The 22,933-nt window shown below is 61.4% G+C and carries 24 protein-coding genes; 15 read left to right on the forward strand and 9 right to left on the reverse strand.

Annotated features, from left to right (window positions below):
- The first annotated feature begins 28 nt into the window (after positions 1-28).
- From secB to RE432_RS02505, 3 genes are read left to right on the forward strand one after another with little or no spacing between them, the layout of a single operon-like run.
- On the forward strand, positions 29-553 hold the full coding sequence (gene secB / locus RE432_RS02495) for a protein-export chaperone SecB (protein WP_310931640.1): 525 nt from the start codon (positions 29-31) through the stop codon (positions 551-553).
- A gap of 12 nt (positions 554-565) precedes the next feature.
- Complete coding sequence (locus RE432_RS02500; RefSeq protein ID WP_310931641.1) at positions 566-1,627, forward strand: NAD(P)H-dependent glycerol-3-phosphate dehydrogenase; 1,062 nt, start codon at positions 566-568, stop codon at positions 1,625-1,627.
- 31 nt (positions 1,628-1,658) lie between these two features.
- The gene (locus RE432_RS02505) at positions 1,659-2,657 is read left to right on the forward strand and encodes a tripartite tricarboxylate transporter substrate binding protein (RefSeq protein WP_310931642.1); all 999 of its coding nucleotides are present in this window, start codon (positions 1,659-1,661) and stop codon (positions 2,655-2,657) included.
- 880 nt (positions 2,658-3,537) lie between these two features.
- Here the strand turns inward: RE432_RS02505 and RE432_RS02510 are convergent.
- A complete protein-coding gene (locus RE432_RS02510) occupies positions 3,538-4,008 on the reverse strand; it encodes a tRNA (cytidine(34)-2'-O)-methyltransferase (protein WP_310931643.1) in 471 nt (156 codons plus the stop codon).
- Positions 4,009-4,075: 67 nt separating this feature from the next.
- The gene (locus RE432_RS02515; RefSeq protein WP_310931644.1) at positions 4,076-4,846 is read right to left on the reverse strand and encodes a ComF family protein; all 771 of its coding nucleotides are present in this window, start codon (positions 4,844-4,846) and stop codon (positions 4,076-4,078) included.
- An 81-nt stretch (positions 4,847-4,927) separates the two neighbouring features.
- On the opposite strand from RE432_RS02515, the gene RE432_RS02520 reads away from it, so the two are divergent.
- A complete protein-coding gene (locus RE432_RS02520) occupies positions 4,928-5,881 on the forward strand; it encodes a methyltransferase domain-containing protein (RefSeq protein WP_310931645.1) in 954 nt (317 codons plus the stop codon).
- 12 nt (positions 5,882-5,893) lie between these two features.
- Here RE432_RS02520 and RE432_RS02525 read toward each other — a convergent pair whose 3' ends face one another.
- From RE432_RS02525 to rsmB, 4 genes are read right to left on the reverse strand one after another with little or no spacing between them, the layout of a single operon-like run.
- Entirely contained in the window at positions 5,894-6,586 is a 693-nt protein-coding gene (locus tag RE432_RS02525; RefSeq protein WP_310931646.1) for a response regulator, read from the reverse strand.
- Positions 6,587-6,596: 10 nt separating this feature from the next.
- The gene (locus RE432_RS02530; RefSeq protein WP_310931647.1) at positions 6,597-8,987 is read right to left on the reverse strand and encodes an ATP-binding protein; all 2,391 of its coding nucleotides are present in this window, start codon (positions 8,985-8,987) and stop codon (positions 6,597-6,599) included.
- Complete coding sequence (locus RE432_RS02535) at positions 8,939-9,514, reverse strand: DUF4390 domain-containing protein (RefSeq protein ID WP_409079801.1); 576 nt, start codon at positions 9,512-9,514, stop codon at positions 8,939-8,941. Before RE432_RS02535 ends, RE432_RS02530 begins: the two co-directional genes overlap by 49 nt.
- Before the next feature lie 55 nt (positions 9,515-9,569).
- Positions 9,570-10,925: a 16S rRNA (cytosine(967)-C(5))-methyltransferase RsmB gene (gene rsmB / locus RE432_RS02540; RefSeq protein ID WP_310931648.1), complete on the reverse strand. Its 1,356-nt coding sequence runs from the start codon at positions 10,923-10,925 to the stop codon at positions 9,570-9,572.
- 147 nt (positions 10,926-11,072) lie between these two features.
- Between rsmB and rimO the strand changes: the two genes are divergently transcribed.
- On the forward strand, positions 11,073-12,389 hold the full coding sequence (gene rimO, locus RE432_RS02545; RefSeq protein WP_310931649.1) for a 30S ribosomal protein S12 methylthiotransferase RimO: 1,317 nt from the start codon (positions 11,073-11,075) through the stop codon (positions 12,387-12,389).
- Here rimO and RE432_RS02550 read toward each other — a convergent pair.
- The 3 genes from RE432_RS02550 to def are packed head-to-tail and all read right to left on the reverse strand — an operon-like array spanning position 12,386 to position 14,532.
- Positions 12,386-13,018 (reverse strand): class I SAM-dependent methyltransferase, encoded by a 633-nt coding sequence (locus RE432_RS02550; RefSeq protein WP_310931650.1) that lies wholly within the window; start codon positions 13,016-13,018, stop codon positions 12,386-12,388. The two genes, rimO and RE432_RS02550, sit on opposite strands and share 4 nt — an antisense overlap.
- Before the next feature lie 35 nt (positions 13,019-13,053).
- On the reverse strand, positions 13,054-14,013 hold the full coding sequence (gene fmt, locus RE432_RS02555; RefSeq protein WP_310931651.1) for a methionyl-tRNA formyltransferase: 960 nt from the start codon (positions 14,011-14,013) through the stop codon (positions 13,054-13,056).
- A 6-nt stretch (positions 14,014-14,019) separates the two neighbouring features.
- Positions 14,020-14,532, reverse strand: a complete 513-nt coding sequence (def, locus tag RE432_RS02560; RefSeq protein WP_310931652.1) for a peptide deformylase — start codon at positions 14,530-14,532, stop codon at positions 14,020-14,022.
- Positions 14,533-14,669: 137 nt separating this feature from the next.
- Between def and dprA the strand changes: the two genes are divergently transcribed.
- The 10 genes from dprA (at position 14,670) to RE432_RS02610 (ending at position 22,913) form a co-directional block, all read left to right on the forward strand.
- Positions 14,670-15,818 carry a DNA-processing protein DprA gene (gene dprA / locus RE432_RS02565; RefSeq protein ID WP_310931653.1) on the forward strand — a complete coding sequence of 383 codons (1,149 nt, stop codon included), beginning with the start codon at positions 14,670-14,672 and terminating at the stop codon, positions 15,816-15,818.
- Positions 15,819-15,861: 43 nt separating this feature from the next.
- Entirely contained in the window at positions 15,862-16,770 is a 909-nt protein-coding gene (locus RE432_RS02570) for a hydroxymethylglutaryl-CoA lyase (protein WP_310931654.1), read from the forward strand.
- Positions 16,770-17,249, forward strand: a complete 480-nt coding sequence (locus RE432_RS02575; RefSeq protein WP_409079802.1) for a hypothetical protein — start codon at positions 16,770-16,772, stop codon at positions 17,247-17,249. The genes RE432_RS02570 and RE432_RS02575 overlap by 1 nt, the downstream gene beginning before the upstream one ends.
- 96 nt (positions 17,250-17,345) lie before the next feature.
- Positions 17,346-17,606 carry an addiction module antitoxin gene (locus tag RE432_RS02580; protein ID WP_310931655.1) on the forward strand — a complete coding sequence of 87 codons (261 nt, stop codon included), beginning with the start codon at positions 17,346-17,348 and terminating at the stop codon, positions 17,604-17,606.
- Entirely contained in the window at positions 17,587-17,931 is a 345-nt protein-coding gene (locus RE432_RS02585) for a type II toxin-antitoxin system RelE/ParE family toxin (protein WP_310931656.1), read from the forward strand. The genes RE432_RS02580 and RE432_RS02585 overlap by 20 nt, the downstream gene beginning before the upstream one ends.
- Before the next feature lie 599 nt (positions 17,932-18,530).
- Positions 18,531-19,202, forward strand: a complete 672-nt coding sequence (locus RE432_RS02590) for a hypothetical protein (RefSeq protein ID WP_310931657.1) — start codon at positions 18,531-18,533, stop codon at positions 19,200-19,202.
- A gap of 351 nt (positions 19,203-19,553) precedes the next feature.
- Positions 19,554-20,909: a hypothetical protein gene (locus RE432_RS02595; RefSeq protein WP_310931658.1), complete on the forward strand. Its 1,356-nt coding sequence runs from the start codon at positions 19,554-19,556 to the stop codon at positions 20,907-20,909.
- A 312-nt stretch (positions 20,910-21,221) separates the two neighbouring features.
- Positions 21,222-21,749 (forward strand): nucleotidyltransferase family protein, encoded by a 528-nt coding sequence (locus RE432_RS02600; protein ID WP_310933001.1) that lies wholly within the window; start codon positions 21,222-21,224, stop codon positions 21,747-21,749.
- 125 nt (positions 21,750-21,874) lie between these two features.
- On the forward strand, positions 21,875-22,423 hold the full coding sequence (locus RE432_RS02605; RefSeq protein WP_310931659.1) for a YdeI/OmpD-associated family protein: 549 nt from the start codon (positions 21,875-21,877) through the stop codon (positions 22,421-22,423).
- A 73-nt stretch (positions 22,424-22,496) separates the two neighbouring features.
- Positions 22,497-22,913 (forward strand): VOC family protein, encoded by a 417-nt coding sequence (locus RE432_RS02610; protein WP_310931660.1) that lies wholly within the window; start codon positions 22,497-22,499, stop codon positions 22,911-22,913.
- Positions 22,914-22,933: the final 20 nt, after the last annotated feature.

Consider the following 22,933-nt stretch of genomic DNA (forward strand, 5'->3'; position numbering starts at 1 on the left):
CACCCCTTATATCTTTTTTGGAAATCACATGGCTGATCAGAAATCAAACAACCAGGACGCACAAGGCAGCCAGGACCCCAGCTTCAGTCTGCAGCGCACCTACGTCAAAGACTTGTCGCTGGAAATGCCCAATGCGCCTCAAATCTTTCTTGAGCAGGAAGGCCCAACCGTCGAAGTCTCCATCAACGTAGGGGGCCAGCGCCTGGCCGAAACCGTCTACGAAGCTACGGTGACCGCCACGGTCACCACCCGCATCCAGGACAAGGTCCTGTACCTGATCGAAGCCACCCAGGCCGGCATCTTCGAAGCGGCCAACATTCCCGCCGAACAGCTTGACCCCTTGATCGGCATTGTGTGCCCGACCATGCTGTACCCCTATCTGCGCGCCAATGTGGCCGATGCCATCAACCGCACATCGCTGCCCGCGCTGCATCTGGCGGAAGTCAACTTCCAGAGCCTGTACGAGCAACGCGTGGCCGAGCTGGCACAGCAACAGGAAGGCGGCAAGGATGATTCCGGCCTGATCCTGCCTCCCGGCGCCACGCGCCAATAAAGGCGCCCCGGCATGAGCGGCCCGCAGCGTCTGCGCGTCTCTGTACTGGGCGCCGGCAGTTGGGGCACCGCGCTGGCCGTGCTGGCCAGCGCGCAAGCCGATACGCTGCTGTGGGCGCGCGACCCCGAGCTGGCCGACGCCATCGGGCAGACGCACACGAACCGCCGCTATCTGCCTGATATCGCCCTGCCCCCGGCCCTGCGCGCCACCGCCGACTTTCAACAGGCGGTCGATCATGCCTGCCAAGGGCCGGACAGCCAGGGCCTGATCATTCTTGGCGTGCCGGTCGTCGGCCTGGCCAGCCTATGCGCCCGGCTGGCCAAGGCGCTGGCCGCCTCAGGGCCGCAAGGCCGGCTCAGTGTGGTCTGGACCTGCAAGGGTTTCCAGCCCGACACCGGCCAACTGCCCCAACAGATTGCCCAGCAAGCGTTTTCCGGCCTGCCCGGGATTGGCCTGGGGGTGCTCTCGGGGCCATCGTTTGCGCGCGAGGTCGCGCAAGGCCTGCCTGTGGCCCTCACCATCGCCACCCACCACGACTGGACCGCCCAGGCCGTCATCGATGCCATGCACGGCAGCAACGCGCGCATCTACAGCAGCACCGATATCGTGGGCGTCGAGGTCGGCGGCGCCCTGAAAAACGTCATGGCCATCGCCTGCGGCATTTCCGACGGCCTCAAGCTGGGCACCAATGCCCGGGCCGCGCTGATCACCCGCGGATTGGCCGAAATGCAAAGATTGGGCCTGGCATTGGGCGGGCAGGCGGCCACCTTTTCCGGGCTGACCGGGCTCGGCGATCTGGTGCTGACCGCAACCGGCGATCTGTCGCGCAACCGGCAGGTGGGTATTGCCATTGCCCAAGGGAAGACGCTGGATGACATCCTGGCCGGCGGCATGACAGCCGAAGGGGTGCGCTGCGCCCGGGCCGCGCTGGCCCTGGGCCGGCAGCATCAGGTCGCCCTGCCCATTACCGAAGCCGTGTGCAAGGTCTTGTTCGAGGGCCTGGCGCCCGAGCGGGCGGTATCCGGCCTGCTCTCGCGCGAAGCCAGGCCCGAGTCGCCTTCGGCTGCGCTCTGATATTTTCTGTTTTCTGCTCAAGGAATCTTTCATGACTGGGTTTTCTATCACACGGCGGCGGTTGCAGGCTTCGGCCCTGGCGCTGGCCGGCGCCACCCTGCTCGCGCTCTCCTCCGCGGCGCAAGCGGCTTGGCCCGAGCGTCCCATCCAGATGGTCGTGCCTTTCCCGGCTGGTTCGTCGCCCGACATTCTGGCGCGCGCCATTGCCGAGCCCCTGGCCAAAGACCTGGGGCAGGCGGTGGTGATCGACAACAAGCCGGGCGCCGGCGGCAATATCGGCACGCGCTTTGCCAGCAAGGCCAAGCCAGACGGCTACACGATCCTGCTGACCATCAACGGGCCCATGGTCACCGCGCCTACCCTGTACAAGAAAACGCTGGGCTACGACCCGCTGAAGGACTTGGCCCCGATTACGCTGGTGGGCACCAGCCCCAATGTGCTGGTGGTGCCGCAGGACTTTGAGGCAAAAGATGTGCAGGCGTTCGTGGCCTTGGCCAAAGCCAAGCCCGGCGAGCTGAATTACGGCACGGTGGGCCCGGGCAGCTCTTCCCACCTGGGCATGGCCATGCTTGAGCATCAGGCCGGCATCAGCCTGCAGCAGATTCCCTACACCGGCTTCCCGCAAATCATTACCTCGATTCTGGGGGGCGATATTCAGGCGGGCTTTATGGTGCCGGGCATTGCCATGTCGCAGGTCAAGGCAGGCAAGGCCAGGGCGTTGGCGATCACCAGTCTGGAAGCGAGCGATGTCCTGCCGGGCATCCCGACGATGGCTTCTCAGGGCTACCCGGGGTTTGAGTCGATTTCGTGGGATGCGATATTTGTGCCGGCGGGGACGCCGGATGAGATTGTGACGCGGCTGAATGCGTCGATCGGCAAGATTCTGGAGCGGGAGGATGTAAAAGAGAAGATGGCGGCGCTGTATTTCACGCCTGCCGCGTCGACGCCGGAGGGGTTGACCGAGCTGGTGGTGAATGAGAAGAAGCGTTGGGATGAGGTGATCAACCGGCTGGGGCTTTCGCTGGATTAAGGGCGAATTTTCTCTATTTTCTATGCCAAGGGCGTCCGGCGGGACGCCTTTTTTTATGGGGCGCGGCTTGTGTTGATGTGCTTTTTGGCTCTCTTTTGTGCTGAGGGCTATGTGCGTTTTTTGGCTTTTTAACGCTTCATTTTGGGTTCTTAAGAAAGGCGTATGCGGTGGGGGCTGTTCCGGCTTCGCGCGCTACGACCCTGGCTTTGCCAGGGTTTCCCGTTTGAGCCAGGCAAATCGTGGCGGCTGCGAAACTCACCCGGTCGGGCCAGTGGCCCGACACCCGTCGGGTTCGAACAATCGCAGCCTTGCATCCCCGATTTGCCTGGCTCAAACGGCGTGCGCGAGGCGCCTTCACAGCCCCCACCGCATACGCCTTTTTAGGATCGCGCACTTTGGGATGCGCCTTATTTTTTTATACGTGCCATGCTGTCATGGACGGCTTGGCGCGCATGACGGCCTTGGATGTTGTTGTCTGATCATGGTCATGGACGCCTTGCAATGCGTGGCCACACTGGATGTCGCCTTCCGCTTATAGCGGAGCAGAGCCCATTGCGATTTCGCAGTTGTCCGGGGCGGGTGGCGGTGGCCGGCGGTTAGGCGTGCGCCGCGTGCTTCCGAAGGAGGCCGGGGGATGTCGTCGGCCGCTGTCTGACCGAGCGCAGCGAGGGAGTTCGGCCGACGCCCGGCCGCTGTCTGACCGAGCGCAGCGAGGGAGTTCGGCCGACGCCCGGCCGGACGAGGAAGACGCGGAAGCAAGCACGCCGTAGCCGGCCACCGCCACCCGCCCCGGACAACGTCATGAGAACCGACAATCCAAAGCATCCCGATACAGCCAGCGCCTTAGGGATCGGGACTCGGTTCCATGTTGGAAGCCGTTTTACACGCCTCCTGCATACGACGCCTGCCGCCAGGCCTCGAACACCGTGACCGCCACGGCATTGGACAGATTCAGGCTGCGTTGCTGCGGCATCATGGGCAGGCGCAGGCGTTGCTCAGCGGGGAAGCGGGCTAGCTCCTCGGCAGAGAGTCCGGCCGTTTCGCGGCCGAACACGAATACATCGCCCGATTGGAAAGCGAACTCGCCGATCAGGCGGCTGCCTTTGGTGGTCAGGGCGTAGCGGCGCGCCGGGTCGCTGCCTGTGGCGGACAGGGCGGCGTCAAGGCTGTCGTGCACCTGCATGGCCGCCCACTCGTGGTAATCCAGCCCTGCCCTTTTGAGCTTCTTGTCCTCCAGTTCAAAGCCCAGCGGCCGCACCAGATGCAGGCGGGCGCCGGTGTTGGCGGCCAGGCGAATGACATTGCCCGTATTGGGCGGAATCTCGGGGGAAACCAGAACGATATGGAACATGAATGCGGTCAAAGAGGGTGCGCCGGCAACACGCCGCGCCGGCCCTGATTTTACAGGCTACGTCGTTTCAATCACGTGGATCCGGCCCGGGTGCCGCGGCAAGGCCGTCGGCAGGATAGGGCGTGCGGGCCAGTACCAGCCCCCATACCGACGCCGCTCCCCCGGCTTTAAAGGCCTTCGCAATGCTGTGCAGGGTACTGCCTGTCGTCAGCACGTCATCGACGACGGCAATGTGCAGGCCCTGCACACGCGGGGGGCAGCTATACAGCGCCTGGACGCTACGCGCCCGCTCTATGCGGCCTAGCTGGGCCTGCTTGACGCCTTCCCGCGTACGCAGCAGCAACTCGGGCCGGCAGGGCCTGCGCAGCTTTCTTGCCAGGCTGCGGGCAAGCTCGGCGGCGGGATTGAAGCCGCGCCGCAGCAGCGCGGCCCGGCTGGCCGGCACAGGCACCAGTACGGCATCGGCGTGCAATGCGGGGGTCGACGCCAGCACGGCGTCGGCCAGCAGGCCCGCAAGCATCCCGGCGCTGATAAATTGCCGCTGTACTTTCAGGCGATGGATCAGCAGGTCGCCGGGCGGCGCATAGTCGAATGCCGCAATGACGCGGTCGAACGCGGGGGTATGCTGCACACAGTCGGGACAGATGCCTGCGCCGTTCAGGACCAGCTGGCATACAGTGCATCGGGGCCCGCTTTGGGCCATGGAGTGCGTGACGGCGCGATGACAATAGCCGCAAAGCCGCCCTCCTTGTGCGCTGCCCAGGCACAGGCCGCAGCTTGCGGGCACCTGCCCAAGCAGGCGGGCGGTGAATTCGCGCAAGGCATGCAGATAGGCCATAATAGGATTTCCTCGTAGGCAACGACGCTGCCGCTATCTGAGCATTTTTCTTTTCCAAATACCATACGCGCGTACACATCAATGTCACAGCCACCTTCCCTGCGCATCAATCCAGCGCATGTCCGCCAGCAGTTTGCCCGCCGCAGCCCCCTGGATGCCGCCCAGTTCCTGTATGGCGAGGTCGCCCAGCGGATGCTGCAACGATTGAGCTATATACGCATCGCACCCGTGACCGTGCTGGATGCGGGCTGTGGCGCCGGGCATGCGCTTGAGCCTTTGCGCGCGCGTTATCCCACCCTGGACTATGCCGGGCTGGACAACTGTGCGGCACTGCTGGATGTCGCCCGTGAGCGCTATGTCGCCAAGCCGGGGCTGTGGCAAAAGCTGCGCAACAAGCCGACCCCCCCCGTCCGCTTTGTGCAGGCCGACATGGCCAGCTCGGGGCTTGCCCCGGAATCCCAGGACCTGGTGTGGTCCAACATGGCCCTGCACTGGCATCCGGAGCCTCATGATGTCTTGAGCGAATGGCGCCGCATTCTTAAGCCGGGCGCCCTGGTCATGTTCTCGTGCCTGGGCCCGGGGTCGCTGGCGGAACTGCGCAGCGCCATCGAGCGCGCGGGGCTGGCCACCGCCACGCCTGAATTTGTCGACATGCACGATTTCGGCGACCTGCTGATCGAACGCGGGTTCGCCGATCCGGTCATGGACCAGGAAATCCTGACACTGACTTACCGCACACCGCAGAAGCTGCTCGAGGACATGCGCGTGCTGGGGGGCAACCCCAGCATGGATCGCAAACAGGGGCTAAGCGGGCGGGCATGGCAGGAAAGGCTGCTGAACGCCCTGGAAGCGCAACGCGGCCACGACGGCACAATCCATCTGAGCCTGGAAGTCGCCTACGGCCATGCCTGGCGTTCGGCGGCATACCAAGCCATGCCGGGCGAAACGCGGATTTCGGTGGGGTCGATAGGCCGCTCGAAAGATCCCAACAACACACGGCCCACCGTCAAGCCCCGGAAAAGCGACAAGCCCTGATTCCGTTCAGGGTCAGGCGGTGGTGTTCTTCTTGCGCGAAGAATCAATACCCAGTTGCTTGAGCTTGCGATACAGGTGCGTGCGCTCCAGGCCGGTTTTCTCGGACACGCGCGTCATGCTGTGGTTTTCACGGCCCAGATGGTATTCGAAATAAATGCGTTCGAACTCATCGCGCGCATCGCGCAGGGGCTGATCCAGCGAAATGCTGCCCAACAGCGAATTGTTGGGTTCGACGACCGGTTCCGGCGCTTCGGGCAGCGGCCCCGTGGTGAGCCGCGGCGCCTGATCGGTGTTGCTGCGTTCGGGCAATCGCGCGGCCGCCACCAGGGCCGGCGTCACCACCGGCCTGGCCAGCCCGGCGGCGATGGTCTTCAGCAGCTTCTGAAGCGTAATGGGTTTTTCAAGAAAATCGACGGCGCCGATACGCGTGGCCTCGACGGCGGTATCGACGGTGGCGTGACCGCTCATCATGATGACCGGCATGTCGAGCAAACCCTGCGAGCCCCACTCTTTGAGCAGGCTGACCCCATCGGTGTCGGGCATCCAGATATCGAGCAGGACCAGATCGGGTCGTGCCCGCAGGCGCGCAGCCCTTGCCTGTGCGGCGTTTTCTGCAAGCTCTACCGTGTGCCCTTCGTCGTAAAGAATTTCTGACAAGAGTTCACGGATACCAATTTCGTCATCAACAACCAGAATTCTGGCCATAAAGCGTCACCTACCTTTTTTCCGCATTATCGTTCCCTTGCTCTGCTTCGTCCAGCGCGGACTGTACATTGGCAAGGCGCATCAAGAGGATGGAAATGCGTGCGCCCCCCTCACGGCGGTTTGAAATATCAATCCGGCCGCCGTGTTCCTCGATAATTTTTTTAACTATAGCAAGTCCAAGCCCTGTTCCGCTTGCCTTGGTCGTGACATAAGGCTCGAACACCCGATTGAGCACCTGCGGCGCAAAGCCCGATCCATTGTCGGCCACCGTCAGCCTGACGGCAAGGTGCTCGGCGCCATCGTCGGTACGCGAATGGGTCCGCTTAGTCTGCACATAAATCCGGGCATCCGCAAGGGGCTGGTCCTGCGTGGCGGCATCGCGGGCGTTGGCCAGCAGATTATGGATGACTTGCCGCAATTGCGTTGGATCGCCCTCGACATGGGGAAGCTCCGGGTCGAACTCCACATGCAGCCCGACGCTGCGGCCATCCTCGCGCACTGTGCCGACGACGGGATCCCAGCCGTAAAGCGCCAGGACATCGGCAACCAGCCCGTTGATGTCAATGGGCTGCATTTGCGCGGGCGGCGTGCGCGCATACTCGCGGAAGTCGTCCACCATTTTCTTGAGCGAGGCCACCTGGTTCACGATGGTATTGGTCGAGCGCGTCAGCATGGCGGCATCTTCCGTGCTCAGGCGCCCCTCCAGCTTCATGGCCAGCCGCTCCGCCGAAAGCTGTATGGGCGTCAGCGGATTCTTGATCTCGTGCGCGAGCCGCCTGGCGACTTCGCCCCACGCGACGGTACGGCTGGCCGAAATGACTTCGCTGATGTCGTCGAACACCACCAGATAGCCGTTGCCGCGCCCATCCACGCTTAAATGCGTTCCCCGCGCCAGCAGCGTGACCACGTGTTTTTTCTGTTCATTGTCGGTGGCGGCTTCCAGCTCCAGCTCGAATTGCTGCTGCCAGTACAAGCGCTCCGAGCCGACGGCGGTGTGCGCGGCAAAGGCCTGACGTATCAGTTGCGACAAGGCAAAGGCGCCGTCGGCCGTTTCCAGCGGGCGCCCTTTGACCGAGCGCAAGTCCACGCGCAAAATGCTTTGCGCGCCTTGGTTGAACATGGTCACCCGGAACATTTCATCGAACACCAGCACACCCGACGACAGGTTGCTGAGCACGGACTCCAGATAGACGTTGGAACGCTCCAGTTGCTGGCGGTTCTTCTCGACCATATGACGCGCTTCGTCCAGTTGCCGCGTCATGGCATTGAAGGATCGGGTCAGTTGCCCCACTTCGTCTTTTTCGGGCGGCTCGGGCAAGGGCCGGTAATCGCCCACCCCCACCGCCTGCGTGCCGGCGGCCAAGGTCAGCAGGGGGCTGACCAGGCGGCGGGAAACGGCCAGGGCCACCACCACGGCGGCGAACACGGCCAGGATCAGCGCCAGGGTCAGGGTGATGCCGTACAGCTTGCGCAAGCCCAGCCGCGACAAGGCCAGTTCCTGATAGTCGCGGAACCCTTGCTGGACCTGGTTCGCATTGCGGGCGATTTGCTCGGGCACGGACTCGATCACCTGGAGCCAGCGCGTATCGGGCGAGACCCCCAATGAGGTCGAAAGCCGGTCGGGTGTGCTGACCGGCACCACCACCCGCAGGTGCAAACCGATATTGGACGCGGCGCCTTCTTCTTGCGCGCCGTCGGGCACTTCGTCGGCCTCGGCGGCGGAGTAGCCGCGCGATACACGCAACTGGTTGATGACGCTGGAAGGCGGCACGTCCGGAAAAAGCTGCCCGAAGGCGGATGAAGAAAAGGCGACCAGGCGTCCGTTGCCGGTAAACACCAGCGCCTCGGCCACGCCGCTGGATTCGCGCAGGCGCGTAATGATAAGCGCCATGTCGGCGTCGCTGGCATTGCCCAACTGGACGGCCATGTCCTTGGCGCGGCTGTTCAGATCGCCCAGTTGCGAATCAAGCGCGGCACGGCCCAGATTCAGGCCGGCCTCGAGCGCGCTGTCGACCCGGACGTTGAACCACGACTCGATGGAGCGCGACATGAACTGCACCGACAGGACGTAGATCAGCACGCCCGGCAGCACACCGATCAGGGCGAAGTACAAAGCGAACCGGGCGGTCAGCCGCGCGCCGAACTGCCGCCGGCGGATCTGGCGCATCAGCCGCGCCGCCAGCACCACCACCCACGAAATCAAGGCGACGGCAAAGATGCCATTGAGCACCAGCAGTGTGTCGTATTGCTGGGCATAGCGCGACGCATTCCCGGTGGACCATACCAACAGGGCCAGCAGCGCCAGCGCACTGCCGGCCGCGACGGCCAGCGCGATGCGCAGGCTCCAGCGGGTTAAGGCCGAGGCTCGTCGACGGAAATTGAAAAGCTGAAATTTTTCCATGGGGTAGCGAGGGACCAGGCACTGCTATTGAGCGCGTCGACCTGGAAGGGCCGGGCAAGAAGCGAGGTATCAAGGCGCACGCGCAATCGCCCTGTATATTCTTCATCGTGCTCCAGGTCGTTGATGTTCGCAACGGCCCAGCCGCGTATATTGCGCACCAGGGACAGCGCATCGTCCAGCGACGACTCGGGCAAGGACAGCTCGCCCGTGCCCACCCGCCATTGCCGTGTCAGGGCGTTATACACAATGCGCCAGGTTTGCTGCTCGTTGACGACCTTCTTGTCGAACCACCACCAGCGCGTCGAGACGATCTCAAGATCGGCGGTAAAGTAGATGGGCACCCCTTTCTGGGCGGCATTGCGCAAATCGCCGGTGACCGAGAAATCGATATCCGCGTCGATATACAGCTTACCGTCGCGCACGACCGGCTCTACGCTGACCACGCGCTCGCCCTCGTCCGGCATGCCGACATCGGCATGCGCGGGCACGAACAGGCACAGAACGAAAGTCAGCAAAAGTCGCAACATGAATGCTCACCGGTATACATACATAAAACCGAACCAATACGCCATTTTTGTCGACTCAGGTCTTCTTGGCAAACAATGCATAGAAGAAGCCATCATGGGACACCGCCTGATCATCGGCCAGGGGCAACAATTGCCCCGGCGCGGCAAGCCGGACCGCATCGGCATGGCGCGTACAGAACCGGGAAGCCTGCTGCTCGCCTTCTTGCGGGAAAATGGAACATGTAGCATAAAGCAAATGGCCGCCGGGCCTGACCGTTTTCCAGAGCGCGTCCACGATCGTGCGCTGCAGGGCGGCCGTCTTGGCGATATCGGCCTCGCGTCTTAGCCACCTGATATCGGGGTGGCGGCGCACCACGCCCGATGCCGTGCACGGCACATCGGCCAGGACGGCATCAAAGGGCTGGCCGTCCCACCAGGCCTGCACATCGGCGGCGTCGGCGCAGCGCACGGACACCGAAGGGCTGTCCAGGCCCAGGCGCTGCACATTTTGCGTGACCCGTTCCAGCCTGCCCGGGTCCGTATCCAGCGCCAGCAGCTCGACATCGGCCCGTTCCAGCAGGTGGGCTGTTTTCCCGCCCGGCGCCGCGCAGGCATCCAGCACCCGCATGCCGGCCTGGACGGGCAGCAGCAGGCCCGCCTGCTGGGCAGCCAGATCCTGCACCGACCACCATCCTTGCTCGAAGCCGGGAATGGCCTGAACCGGCTGCGGCGTCAGCAGGACGATCGCTTCATCCCGCACATGGACTGCCGGTATATCGGCCGCCTTCAGGGCGGCCAGCAGCTGCGTCACCGAGCAGCGGCGCACGTTCACGCGCAAAGTCATGGGGCCCGGCACGTTCGCCGCGCGCAACAAGGCTTCCCACTGATCAGGATAACTGCGGCGCACCTGGGCAACCCACCAGGCGGGGTGGTTGAAGACCGCTTCCGGGTTTTCCCCGGCCTGCGCTAAAATAACGCTTCTTTCCCGTATGAAACCCCTTAAGGTGCCGTTCAACAAGGCTTTATAGGCGCGCATCTTGTGCTGGCTGCCGACTGCCTTGACGGCCTGGTCGACCACGGTATGTGCGGCATACACCGGGACACGGCGCCATTTGGCCGGGTCCGGCGCCGCCTCATCGGCATACGCCAGCGCGGTGTCGAGCAATGCCAGGGACACCAGCAGCAGGGCGTCGAATGCGGGGTTGGGCGGCGTGCGCCGAACCAGTATCTGCTTCACGGCACGCGCTAGCCCCAAATGCCGCATGACATGGAACGACACCGACTGGGCCGAAGCGCGCAAGGCGGCCGGCGTCGATGCCAGGCTGTCCGACAGCGAACGGCCGGCCAGCACCGCCTGCACATTTTGCGCGCTGGCCAAAATGGTGTCGGAGAGTGCTGAAGTACGGGTCGGCTTGGAGGGGGTATTGGGCACGAATGCAACAACCTGCGTGAGTTCGCTTTGACACGGACTTTATCATCAAATTGCAAACAAGACCCGTTCGCACCGGAAAGCCCGCCCCTGATCCTTTGAGAATTTTGTCCGAATATTTATCGAGCCCCAGGCTCAACGAGGTACACCATGAGTTCCCCTAAAGTCGGCTTTGTCAGCCTGGGATGCCCCAAGGCGCTGGTTGATTCCGAGCGCATCCTGACGCAATTGCGTACCGAGGGCTACGCGATCACGCCCGACTACGACAATGCCGATGTCGTCGTGGTCAACACCTGCGGCTTCATCGACAGCGCCAAGGCCGAGTCCCTGGACGCGATCGGCGAGGCCATTGCCGAGAACGGCAAAGTCATCGTCACCGGCTGTATGGGGGTGGAAGAATCGCTGATACGCGATGTGCATCCCGCTGTGCTGGCGGTGACCGGCCCCCAGCAATACGAGCAAGTGGTTCGCGCCGTGCACGAAGCGGCGCCGCCCAGCCTGAGCCATGATCCGTATATCGATCTGGTGCCGCCGCAAGGCATCAAGCTGACGCCGCGCCATTACGCTTACCTGAAGATTTCCGAAGGCTGCAACCACCGCTGCAGCTTCTGTATTATTCCGTCCATGCGCGGCAATCTGGTCAGCCGCCCCATCGGCGACGTCATGGGCGAGGCCGAGCGCCTGGTCAAGGCCGGGGTCAAAGAGCTGCTGGTCATTTCCCAGGACACCAGCGCCTACGGGGTCGACGTCAAGTTCCGCAGCGGTTTCTGGAACGGGCGGCCCATCAAGACCCATATGACGCAACTGAGCGAAGCGCTGGCCGGCTTTGGCGTATGGACCCGGCTGCACTATGTGTACCCCTATCCCCACGTCGATGAAGTCATTCCGCTGATGGCCGACGGCAAGATCCTGCCCTATCTGGACATTCCCTTCCAGCACGCCAGCCCCAAGATCCTGAAAGCCATGAAGCGCCCGGCCTTCGAGGACCGCACGCTGGCCCGCATCAAAAGCTGGCGCGAGACCTGTCCGGACTTGACCCTGCGCTCCACCTTCATCGTGGGCTTCCCCGGCGAAACGGAAGAGGACTTCCAATACTTGCTGGACTGGATGACCGAGGCCCAGCTCGATCGCGTAGGCTGTTTCCAGTATTCGCCGGTGGAAGGCGCGCGCGCCAACGAACTGGCCGATCAGGTGCCCGACGAGGTCAAGCAAGAACGCTGGGACCGTTTCATGGCGCACCAGCAAGCCATTTCAACCGCCCGCCTGGCCAGCAAGGTGGGCCGGGAAATCGATGTGCTGATCGATGAAATCGACGAGGACGGCGCCATTGGCCGATCCAGCGCCGATGCGCCGGAAATCGACGGCAATGTCTTCGTCAGCAGCGACAAAACGCTGAAGCCGGGCGATATGGTGCGCGCGCGCGTCACGGATTCCGACGAATACGATTTGTACGCAGACGCGGTCTAGTCCGCCTTGCGCCACACACTGGCCAGCCAGGGCTGCTGCGCACGCGGCAGGCCCGCCGGCCGGTAATAATGTTCCAGTTCAGTGAACCCCGCGGCCGTCAGCAGCGTCCGCCACGATTCAATATCGTGATACACGCCGTAGCGGCCGCTGTTCCAGCCTTCCTGATTCTGGCCGCGCGGATTGGAACTGAACAGAACGCCCCCCGGTTTCAGCGTTGCATGCAATTGCGCCAGCACCCCGGGCAGAGCCAGGCTGGGCACATGGAACAGCGAGGCATTGGCAAACACACCGTCGAAACCGGCATCGGGCAAGTCCAGCGCCAGGAAATCCTGCTGCCACACTTCGCAGTTGGCCTGATCGCGGGCCATGGCCACAAACGCATCGGTGCCGTCCAGGCCGACGGCCACATGGCCCAGACGCGTAAACGTCAAGAGATCGCGCCCCGGGCCGCAGCCGAAATCCAGCACGCGATAGGGCGGCGGGCCCTGGATATGGCGCAAGAAAGCGTCGATATTCTGGCTGACATCGTGGTCCGCCGTCCCCTTGCGAAAACCTTCCGCGCTCTGCCGGTAATGGTCGAGCGTTGCCGCCGAAATATGCTTGAGCTCATCAACGGGCCGTGTCGTCATCGCTTTCCCCGTAAACCCTGGCCCGGCAGCGCCGGCTAGCGCTCGTGCCATCCCTGGACGAAGGCCGCCACCGGCTGGCGCTTGCCGCCTGCCTTCTGCAGTTCGAGCAAGCGCAATATGCCGTCGGCTGTCGCGATGTCGATGCCCTGGGTATCCACCTGCAGCACCTGGCCGGGCTGCCGCTCGGGGCTGCCCTGAGCGCCGGCCGCGGCCGGCAAAGCCTGGGCATGCCACACCTTGACCGGGTCTTTCAGGCCGGGCAGGACCATGGTCGAGCCCGGAACCGGATTGAAGGCGCGTATGCGCCGCGCCAGTATGGCCGCAGGCTGGCTGAAATCCAGCGGCGACTCCGACTTGTCCAGCTTGGCGGCATACGTCACGCCTGTTTCAGGCTGCGGCTGCGCGGTCAGCGCCCCCTGCTGCAAGGCATCGATGGCGTCCAGAATAGCGCCGGCGCCCGCAACCGCCAGCGCATCGTGCAGTTCCGCCGCATTCTGCGTGCCGGCAATGGGCACCGTCCGCGCCAACAGCATGTCGCCCGTGTCCAGGCCCTGATCCATCTGCATGATGGTCACGCCGGTTTGCGCATCGCCAGCCTCGATGGCGCGCTGTATGGGCGCGGCGCCGCGCCAGCGCGGCAGCAGGCTGGCATGGATATTGAAACAACCGTGCGTGGGCAGCGTCAGCACCCATTCGGGCAGGATCAGGCCGTAGGCGGCCACCACCATCAAGTCGGGCGCCGCGTCATGCAGCGCCTGCTGCGCCGCGCGGGCTTCTTCCGGATACTTGCCATCCAGACGCAAGCTGCGAGGCTGGCAGACCGGGATACCCGCCGCCACGGCAGCCTGCTTGACCGCGCTGGGCGTGAGCTTCAGGCCGCGGCCCGATGGCCGGTCAGGCTGGGTCAGGACCAGCGGCACCTGATGCCCCGCCGCCAAGATGGCGTCAAGCGCCTGGCGGGCGAACTCCGGCGTACCGGCAAAAACAATACGCATGGATGATCAGGCCTTGAGCGCTTCGCGCTCTTGTTTGCGCAGACGCGTCTTGATGCGGTTCTGCTTCAGCACCGACAGGTATTCGACAAACACCTTGCCCATCAGATGATCGAGCTCATGCTGCACACACACGGCCAGCAGGCCTTCGGCATCGAACTCATAGGTTTCGCCCTGCTCGTTCAGGGCGCGCACCCGTATGCGCGCCGAACGCTGGACCTCGTCGTAAACACCCGGGACCGACAGGCAGCCTTCTTCGTATACCTGGACTTCGTCGCTTTTCCAGGTGATTTCCGGATTGATCAGCACGATCAGCTCATTACCGTCTTCAGACACGTCGATGACGACCACGCGCTCGTGCACATCGACCTGGGTTGCCGCCAGCCCCACACCCGGGGCGTCGTACATGGTTTCAGCCATGTCGCGCACCAGTTGGCGAATGCGATCATCGACCTCCTGGACCGGCTTGGCAACCTTGTGCAAGCGCGGGTCGGGATACCGAAGAATTGGGAGTAAAGCCATAAGAAAAGATCCGGTAAAGCGTGTAAGCCTCTATGATAAAACAAACTTTGCGCCCGCGCGCCAAAGCGGCGGCCGGCAGCGCGTCAAGTTCGTCCCGCCGCGGCCAAAAGCGGCCTGGCTTGTGTCAAACTAGCGCAATGCCCCTTATTCTGCCCAAAGAAGAGCTCTGCTCGTGGATACGCTTGTCGCTTGAGCCCGGCCTGGGTCCGGCCCAGGCGCGCCATTTGCTGGCCGCCCTGGGCCTGCCCCACGACATCTACGCCATGCCCGCCGCCGCCCTGGCCCGGATAGTGCCCGGCCCGCTGGCGCAACAGCTCAGGCAGCCGGCCAGCGATACCGTGCAAGACACGATTTCCCAGACCCTGGCGTGGCTGGACAACCCCCGGCACCACCTTCTGACGCTGGCCGATCCGGCCTACCCCCGCGCCTTGCTGGACATTCACGATCCACCGCTGCTGCTCTACGTGAATGGCGACCCCGCCTTTCTGTCCCGTCCCAGCATCGCCATCGTGGGGGCGCGCAGCGCCAGCGCGGGCGGCATGGATAACGCCCGCGCATTCGCCCGGCACCTTGCCCAAGCCGGCTGGTGCGTGGCCAGCGGGCTGGCCCTGGGCATCGATACCGCCGCACACGAAGGCGCGCTGCAGGCGGGGCCGGATGCGGGCGGCACCCTGGCCATCATGGGCACCGGCATCGACATCGTCTACCCTGCCCGCAACCGCGACCTGGCCCATCAGATTGCGGCGCAAGGCGCCCTGGTGTCGGAATTCCCGCTGGGCACGCGCGCCATTCCCTATCAGTTTCCCAAGCGCAACCGCCTGGTGGCAGGCCTGGCGCGCGGCGTGCTGGTCGTCGAAGCGGCCAAGCAAAGCGGCTCGCTGATCACCGCCCGCCTGGCGTCCGAAACAGGCCGGGAAGTCTTTGCCATCCCCGGTTCCATTCATTCGCCTTTGTCGCGCGGCTGCCATGCGCTGATACGGCAAGGCGCCAAACTGGTCGAGTCGGCCCAGGATATCGACGAGGAGCTTGGCCGGCCGGGCCAGGCCTCATCATCGGCGGCCGCCCAAGGCAAGCCCGCCCCGCCGCCCCCTGACCACGACCCCACCGCGCAGCACATTCTGGACGCCATGGGGTTCGACCCCATCGACCTGGACACGCTGCAAAGGCGCACCGGGCTGGACTTGCCTTTACTGAACAGCCGTCTGCTGGGCCTGGAGCTGTCAGAGGCCGTGGCCAGGCAGGACGATGGCCGCTTCATGCGCCGTCAACCGCAACATTCACGGTAATATAGTGGGTTCATGACCCGCCACGCTATCAAGGATTACCGCCATGTCTTTACCCAGTAAAGTCAAAATCGTCGAGGTCTCGCCTCGCGATGGGCTGCAAAACGAAAAAGAATTTGTCAGCACCGCCCAGAAAATCGAATTGGTGAACCGCCTGTCGGCCGCGGGTTTCGTCAATGTCGAGGCGGCCTCATTTGTTTCGCCCAAGTGGGTGCCGCAAATGGCCGACGGCGCCGAAGTCATGGCCGGCATTACGCGCCGGCCCGGCACCCTCTATTCGGTGCTGACCCCCAACCTGCGCGGCTTTGAAGCGGCCCAGGCCGCCGGGGCGGACGAAGTCGTGATTTTCGGCGCCGCCAGCGAGGCCTTCTCGCAAAAGAACATCAATTGCTCCATCGCCGAGTCCATCGCCCGCTTCGAGCCTGTGGCCCAGGCGGCAAAAGCCGCAGGCCTGCGGCTGCGCGGCAGCATCAGCTGTTCGCTGGGCTGTCCCTACCAGGGCGAAACCCCGATCGCATCGGTGGTCGATGTGGCCCAGCGCATGCTGGCCCTGGGCTGCGACGAAATCGACGTCGCCGACACCATAGGCGTGGGCACCGCCAAGCGCGTGGGCGAAGTCATGCGCGCCGTCACGGAAGTCGTCGACCCCAGCCGCGTGTCCGGCCACTTCCACGACACCTATGGCCAATCCCTGGCCAATATCCTGGCCGCCATGGAAGCGGGCATTTCCATTTTCCACAGCTCCGTCGCCGGCCTGGGCGGCTGCCCCTACGCCAAGGGCGCCACGGGCAACGTCGCCACCGAAGACGTACTGTACATGCTGCACGGTCTGGGCATCGAAACGGGCATCGACCTGGACGCCGTGGTCGATACCGGGCTGTGGATGTCGCAAAACCTGGGGCGCAAATCGTCCAGCCGCGCGGGTACCGCGCTGGCCGCGCGCAAGGCCGCATAGTGAGCCTGCCCGCCCTGCTGAAACCCAGCCCGGAAGAGCACGCCCAGCTTCTGCAGGACATCGGCCCGCTGCCCCTGCAGGGCATGGCCTGGCCGAAATGGATCAAGGTGCTGGCGTGGGCGGTGCTGGCCTTCATCGGCATCCAGATCACCCGCATTGCCGCCAGCCCGGTCGGCCAGAATATCAGCCCCATGGTCTCCGGCAGCATCATTGTGTGCTTTATCGGCCTGGTCATCCTGGCCCGCTACATGACGGTGTCCGAAACGCGCATCACCGAGTCGGGCATACAGCAGTCGTGGCTGGGCCGGCGCGAAGTCGCCTGGGAAGACATTCAGTTCGCCAAGTTCATACCGCTGGTGGCATCGAAGCGGCTGATCTGCTTTGTCCCGCGCGGCCGGCCGGTGGTGTTCCAGGCGGGGACGAAGGAGCTGCAAGTTGCTTTTGCGCGGATATCGCTGGTTTATAGGCGGCGTAAATAGGGTTTTGTGTCTGCGGCGGCTTCAGACCATTGCGCAGGCTTGCCGCTGTATTCAAATATGGTTATATTGAATACATCACCGCAACGGGAGCGACCCATGCCTCGAACAAACACCACGACCATGACGGTCCGCCTTAGCGGCCCGCTCAGCGATTTCGTCGCTGCCAACGTGGGGAAGGACGGTGCTTATGAGAACGTCAGCGAGTACATGCGCGACCTGATCCGCCGGGATAAAGAGCGTACGGAGAAAGAAGCGTTTGACCGATTGAAGACGGAATTGGCCCATGCCTATGCGGCCCCGGAGTCTTCGTACCAGCCGTTGACCGCGGCCGACGTGATTGCCCGCAACCGGACTTGAGGGCGTGGCCAAGGTACAGGTTCGCGTTCAAGAAGCGGCCACCTACCGGCTCGACGAAATCTACCGCTACACACGAGATCATTGGGGAAGACAACAGGCCGACCGCTATATCAACGGCTTGTTCAAGGCTTTCGCCGGAATCGATACGCGCAAGACACCGTCGCGTCCCATCCCGGCCGAATTCGGCATCGACGGTTACTTCTTTCGCTACGAACGGCATTTCGTCTACTGGCGACGGCTCTCGAACAACGACGTTGGTATCGTGACGATCCTGCACGAGCAGATGCATCAAATTGATCGTTTCCAGGAAGACTTCGGCCTGTGACACCTTGCCGGCGCTCAGCCGCCTCTACCGGCCGCTTCCGGCCAGGAGCGGACGCTCAGACTTGCTGCGGCAAAGCAGCCGTTTGATGTTCTGGAATTGAAATCGGTAGAGTGAGGTTTTTGGCTATTCTGTTAATGCTGTACATCTGCACAGAAGAATTGCGCAAAGCCAGTCTGGAAGCCATTCTTCGCCAAGCGGCCGCGCCATGTTAGGGAGCACGTGCCGATGATGAAGAGCAAACCTGTCTCCCTATAAAAAGTTGGGCGTCACCGAAACGGGAGCGGCGTGGCTTCCTGATCAGGAAGCCGCTTCGCAAACAGCACACTACTCAGAGGTTAGGGTTAAGTACTCGCTTATCCAATCGACACGGAGGCACAGGATGATCGACTTCATTAGAACAAACTGGGCAATAATATTTAGCGGTGTAGGAACAGCGGTGGTTGCGGCAGTCTTGGCCCATTTACTGCGACAACGCAACGGGAAAAAGACAATAACATTGAATCAGAATTCTAAGGCAGGCCAAGGTTCGCAAATTGTTCAGGCCGGACGTGATGCGAGCGTTGGAAGTCACAAGCAGGACTGAAAAAGGGAGCCATTGGATGTCTCAGTCAGCAAACGCAGGAAACAATTGCACGATAGTTCAAGCGGGACGAGATGCAATTCTCTCCATTCCAAAGTCACCACCGATGATTCGTCTTGTGCGTATGGAGATTGCCGATGACCATGAACACGGCGCGTTAAGGCAGAGACTTAACATCATTCTTAAGAATAATGGAGATGTAACGGCATTTCTTCTTAAGGGATCACTAATATCATCCGGCAACGAAACCATAAGGTTATGCCATCAGATAGGCATGCAATTCAGTCTGAGCCAAGCAGATTTTACATATGACGTAGCAATTGATGAAAGTACCCCCTCCTTCGTTGGAAAACACTCCATTGCCCCCAACGAAGTTGTGAACTTCAATGTAATGGTTGGACGCAAGTCGGGAGGGCATGAACCAACTGTTTATCGGTGCTTCCTTCGCTTTGATTTCGACGAAGGCGACGAACTTCAAACAGACACATTCCATTTGATGATCTCTGGCCCTGTGGTCTGGCAAGGAGGCTACCAAGCTCAAGGCCCATCGCCAGAGCAGTGGGGGCGCTGCCAGGCGGACAATATTCGGAGGCTAGACAGAATTGGCTACGACTATCGGGATCAAATACATGCTGACTCACGTCAGTACGTTGAGGCAGTCGCCCCTGGCATCTTTGACCGAAAATCTTAGTTCCTCTCCTGTGTTCTCGGGGGTGCTGCCCAACAAGCACTTCGAGTGGGACGTTCCGCCCGCCAGCTTTGCTGGCTGTCTCTGCGCCCCTCAAGCTAGACGTTGAACGTCTGCTTTCCGAGAGACTGAGCCTCAGCAATGGGTCGAGTTCGGCCTCTCCGGCGTTGGCTACAATCGGCCAGGAGCAGTCCGTCGCGAAAACTGATTGGCCGATTGGTTTGGCCTATAGTGCCGACAGCCGATATTGAGAGTTTCCTAATTATAGATAGTTCACCGTAGAAAAAAGTAGCTATCGTTCCTTAGGCGGCGCGCCCAAGTGCGTCAGTACATTGTTGATGAGGAGGACAGCCGTTGGCGCCAAAATCAAAAACGAAGCAGCCTCCGTATTCCGGTTATTTTCTCACGTTCGAACCTGGTCGAATGGGAAAAATCGCCGAAAACTTGCACTATCCGGGGGAAGCATCAGAGGCCTTTTCAGCAATGGATTGGGTTTTCGAGCGGCGTGAAATTGCGTTGTTATCGTTGACACCGGGCAAGGTCGGAATCGACGCTGTGGTACTGATGGATCGCATGCATGGGAGCGGCGGTACCGGCAAATTAAAGATGCGAATGTGGTCGCCAATAATGATCGAAGAGTCGATCAAGCAGGAGGAAGTTGCTGACGTGTTTCCTGCCGCTAAACGGCTCTGCACAGCAGAGACATTCAGACGCATTCCTCATGAAGAGTGGCACTTTGTTCTCAATGCAATTAAGCGTCAGCGGCCCGCTCTGTCAGAGCGCTTGGACTCCCTTGTCGCTATGCGTGACCAACATGGTCAGCTTGTGGGTCACGAAAAGCGTATTCTTAGGCTCACGGAGCAGCGCGACGCGCTCGGCCTGACATTTGATATTGCGTCATTGGATCGTAAAATGATTCTGAGAGAAGCAGATCTTTCATGCGTTGGCACCGCGACTTCGGTTCTTGACCTGCTGGACCATGAGCCTTTGCAAGAGCAAGATCTCATTCGACGCGACCAACAGGCCTTCAAAGGCCTTCTGAGGGCAGAGGAAGCTCGAAGCGGCCGTTTCGTTGGTCCTGGAGCGCGTGAAGTACGTGTTCACGTCTATGACAAGAAGCCCCTAGAGACGGTTCTTGGTATCGACTTACTGATTTTCATGGCGGATTTCGAGTCATTCCTGTTGCTTCAATACAAGTCCATGGCCCCGAAGAGCGACGATCATGGCAAGACCTGGTCGTACCTAGTGGATGCGCAGCTTAGAAGTCAGATTGAGGCCATGGACCGCGCTGGAGCCGCAATTGCAAGGCAATCACCCTCGACCACACACGCCATGAAGCACTGGCGCTTAACCGACGAGGCCTTTTATTTCAAGTTCTGCGAGACGACGCGTCCCGATGCCCGAGATGATGCGCTTGTTGCAGGAATCACTTTGGGACACTATCACCTCAAGCGATTTCTTGAGTTACCCGAGGCGAGAGGCAAGCATGGAGGACATCGCATTGGATACAGCAATTGCCCAAGATATCTGAACAACACCCAATTTGTTCAACTCGCACGTGAAGGATGGATCGGTTGCGATGAGCGAGGTCTAACGCTCATCGCCGAAATTCTCGGAGCTGGGCTCGAACACGGACGGACTGCTATGTTTGCTATCGTCGAGGGTAGTGCGGCAAAAACGTCCTACGAACGTCGAAAGTATGTGAGATAGGAGGGCGAGTGCTCTTGCGTGCGCAGTCGGTAACAGTCGACGCAGTTATCCTATTTACCCGTTTTCATTGGCCTACTGTCCGAAAGTCTCTTCTATGTTAGGCAACCGCTTTTTCATTCCCTGAATGACCGCTCAGGGTCGAAAGCAGCCTCTCCGGCTTTGGATACAATCGGCCCGAAGCAGCCCTTTTCTATCCAAAGACGCGATCTCTAGATAGAGCATTGAAAAGCAAGTCGCAGCGAAATGATTCCCAACAGACAAGGCACCTATCAACAGCAATTGTTCGCTCTAGTCCAATCTTCTGCGCCGTTGATGAATGCGCTAAGAGCGGTACGCTCGCTCGGCTTATCCTCATGGTGCATTGGAGCCGGAGTCATCCGGGCCTTGGTTTGGGATAGCTTGCATGGCTTTCGTGAGCCTACAGGGGTGGGTGACTTGGATGTCGCATACTTTGATGCGCAGGCGCCACTTGACGTAGATGCACAGCTACAGCAGCGACTGAGTCTATTGCTTCCGGGCTTCACGTGCGAAGTAACCAATCAGGCCCGAGTGCACGACTGGTATCTACATGCCTTCGGCCAGCAGGTTTCACCTTTAACCTCATTAGAGGATGGGCTTGCCACATGGCCGGAATATGCCACATGTGTTGGTGTTTTCTTGGATGCGACTGACTCTTTGCATGTAATAGCCCCTTATGGGCTGAATGACTTGTTCGAGTTGCGAGTCCGTCACAATCCATCCCGAGTGACATTTGAAACGTTCATGCAGCGTGTTCAATCGAAGCGATTCGAGGAAAGATGGCCAAAGCTTACGATCTGTAATCGGTCCAAATTTTCTTGAACGCAGCTCAAAAGGGATACAAAATAGAGAAAACCCCGTAGCGCTGCTCCTGTCCATCGCTATTTGACGTGCCACTGCGCTGGGGTTGTGGTTCACCTCCCCCTAAGCTTCAAAGGTATCCTGACATGGCGGAAACGGAAGGGTTTGCATTCAAGACAAAGCTGCTTCGTCCCGAGAATCCGGGCAAGGACGATGCATGGGCGTTTCTTGTCTTGCCGAAAACCGTCAGTGACAAGCTGCCCAGGCGCGGCAGGACGTCGGTAGACGGCACGATTAATGGGCACGCTTTTCGGGCCACGCTTGACCCCGATGGGCAGCTTAGTCACTGGCTCAAGGTCAGCCAGCAGCTGCAAAAGGCTGCGGCGGCATCGCCTGGCGACGTGGTTGCCGTTCAAATTTCTCCGGCCGATCCAGAGCCAGAGCCGCAGTTGCCCGATGACCTGCAAGAAGCCCTTGCCACGTCTGCGGAAGCCAAATCTACCTGGGAAGACACGACGACCATCGCGCGCCTTGACTGGATCCATTGGGTTGAATCGGCAAAGCAGGCCAAGACCCGGCAGCGCCGTGTCGAGAATGCCTGCGAGATGCTTGCGTCAGGCAAGAAGCGCGTGTGCTGCTTCGATCCCTCGGGCTACTACAGCAAGAGCCTTAGCGCACCCAAGGCGAAAGATTAACGGGAAGGCAACACAAGGCGCTTGCCGGCCTGGCGTGTTGTCCTGAAGAGATAGCTTCCCAATGGAGCCGGTCATGAAACCACGAATCACCGTCATCACGCTTGGCGTCGGCGATCTTGAAGCATCCCTGCGTTTCTACCGCGACGGATTGGGTTTTCCCACCGAAGGCATCGTAGGCAAAGAGTTCGAGTATGGGGCGGTTGCTTTCATCGACCTGCAGCCCGGCCTTCGCCTGGCGCTCTGGCCTCGCACGAGCATCGCCCATGACACAGGGCTGGAAGCCGGCATTGCCAATCCCACCGGGATGACTTTGGGTCACAACGTTTCCTCGAAAGCCGAAGTGGATGCCGTCATGGCCCAAGCGGCTTCGGCGGGCGCCGCTATCGTCAAGTCAGCGCACGATACATTCTGGGGCGGCTATTCGGGATATTTTCAGGACCCGGACGGACATCTATGGGAGATTGTCTGGAACCCGCAATGGGATGAATGAGCGGAATGTGTACACTTGCC

The organism is Pusillimonas sp. SM2304, from assembly GCF_031628915.1.
Taxonomy (GTDB): Bacteria; Pseudomonadota; Gammaproteobacteria; order Burkholderiales; family Burkholderiaceae_B; genus Pusillimonas_C.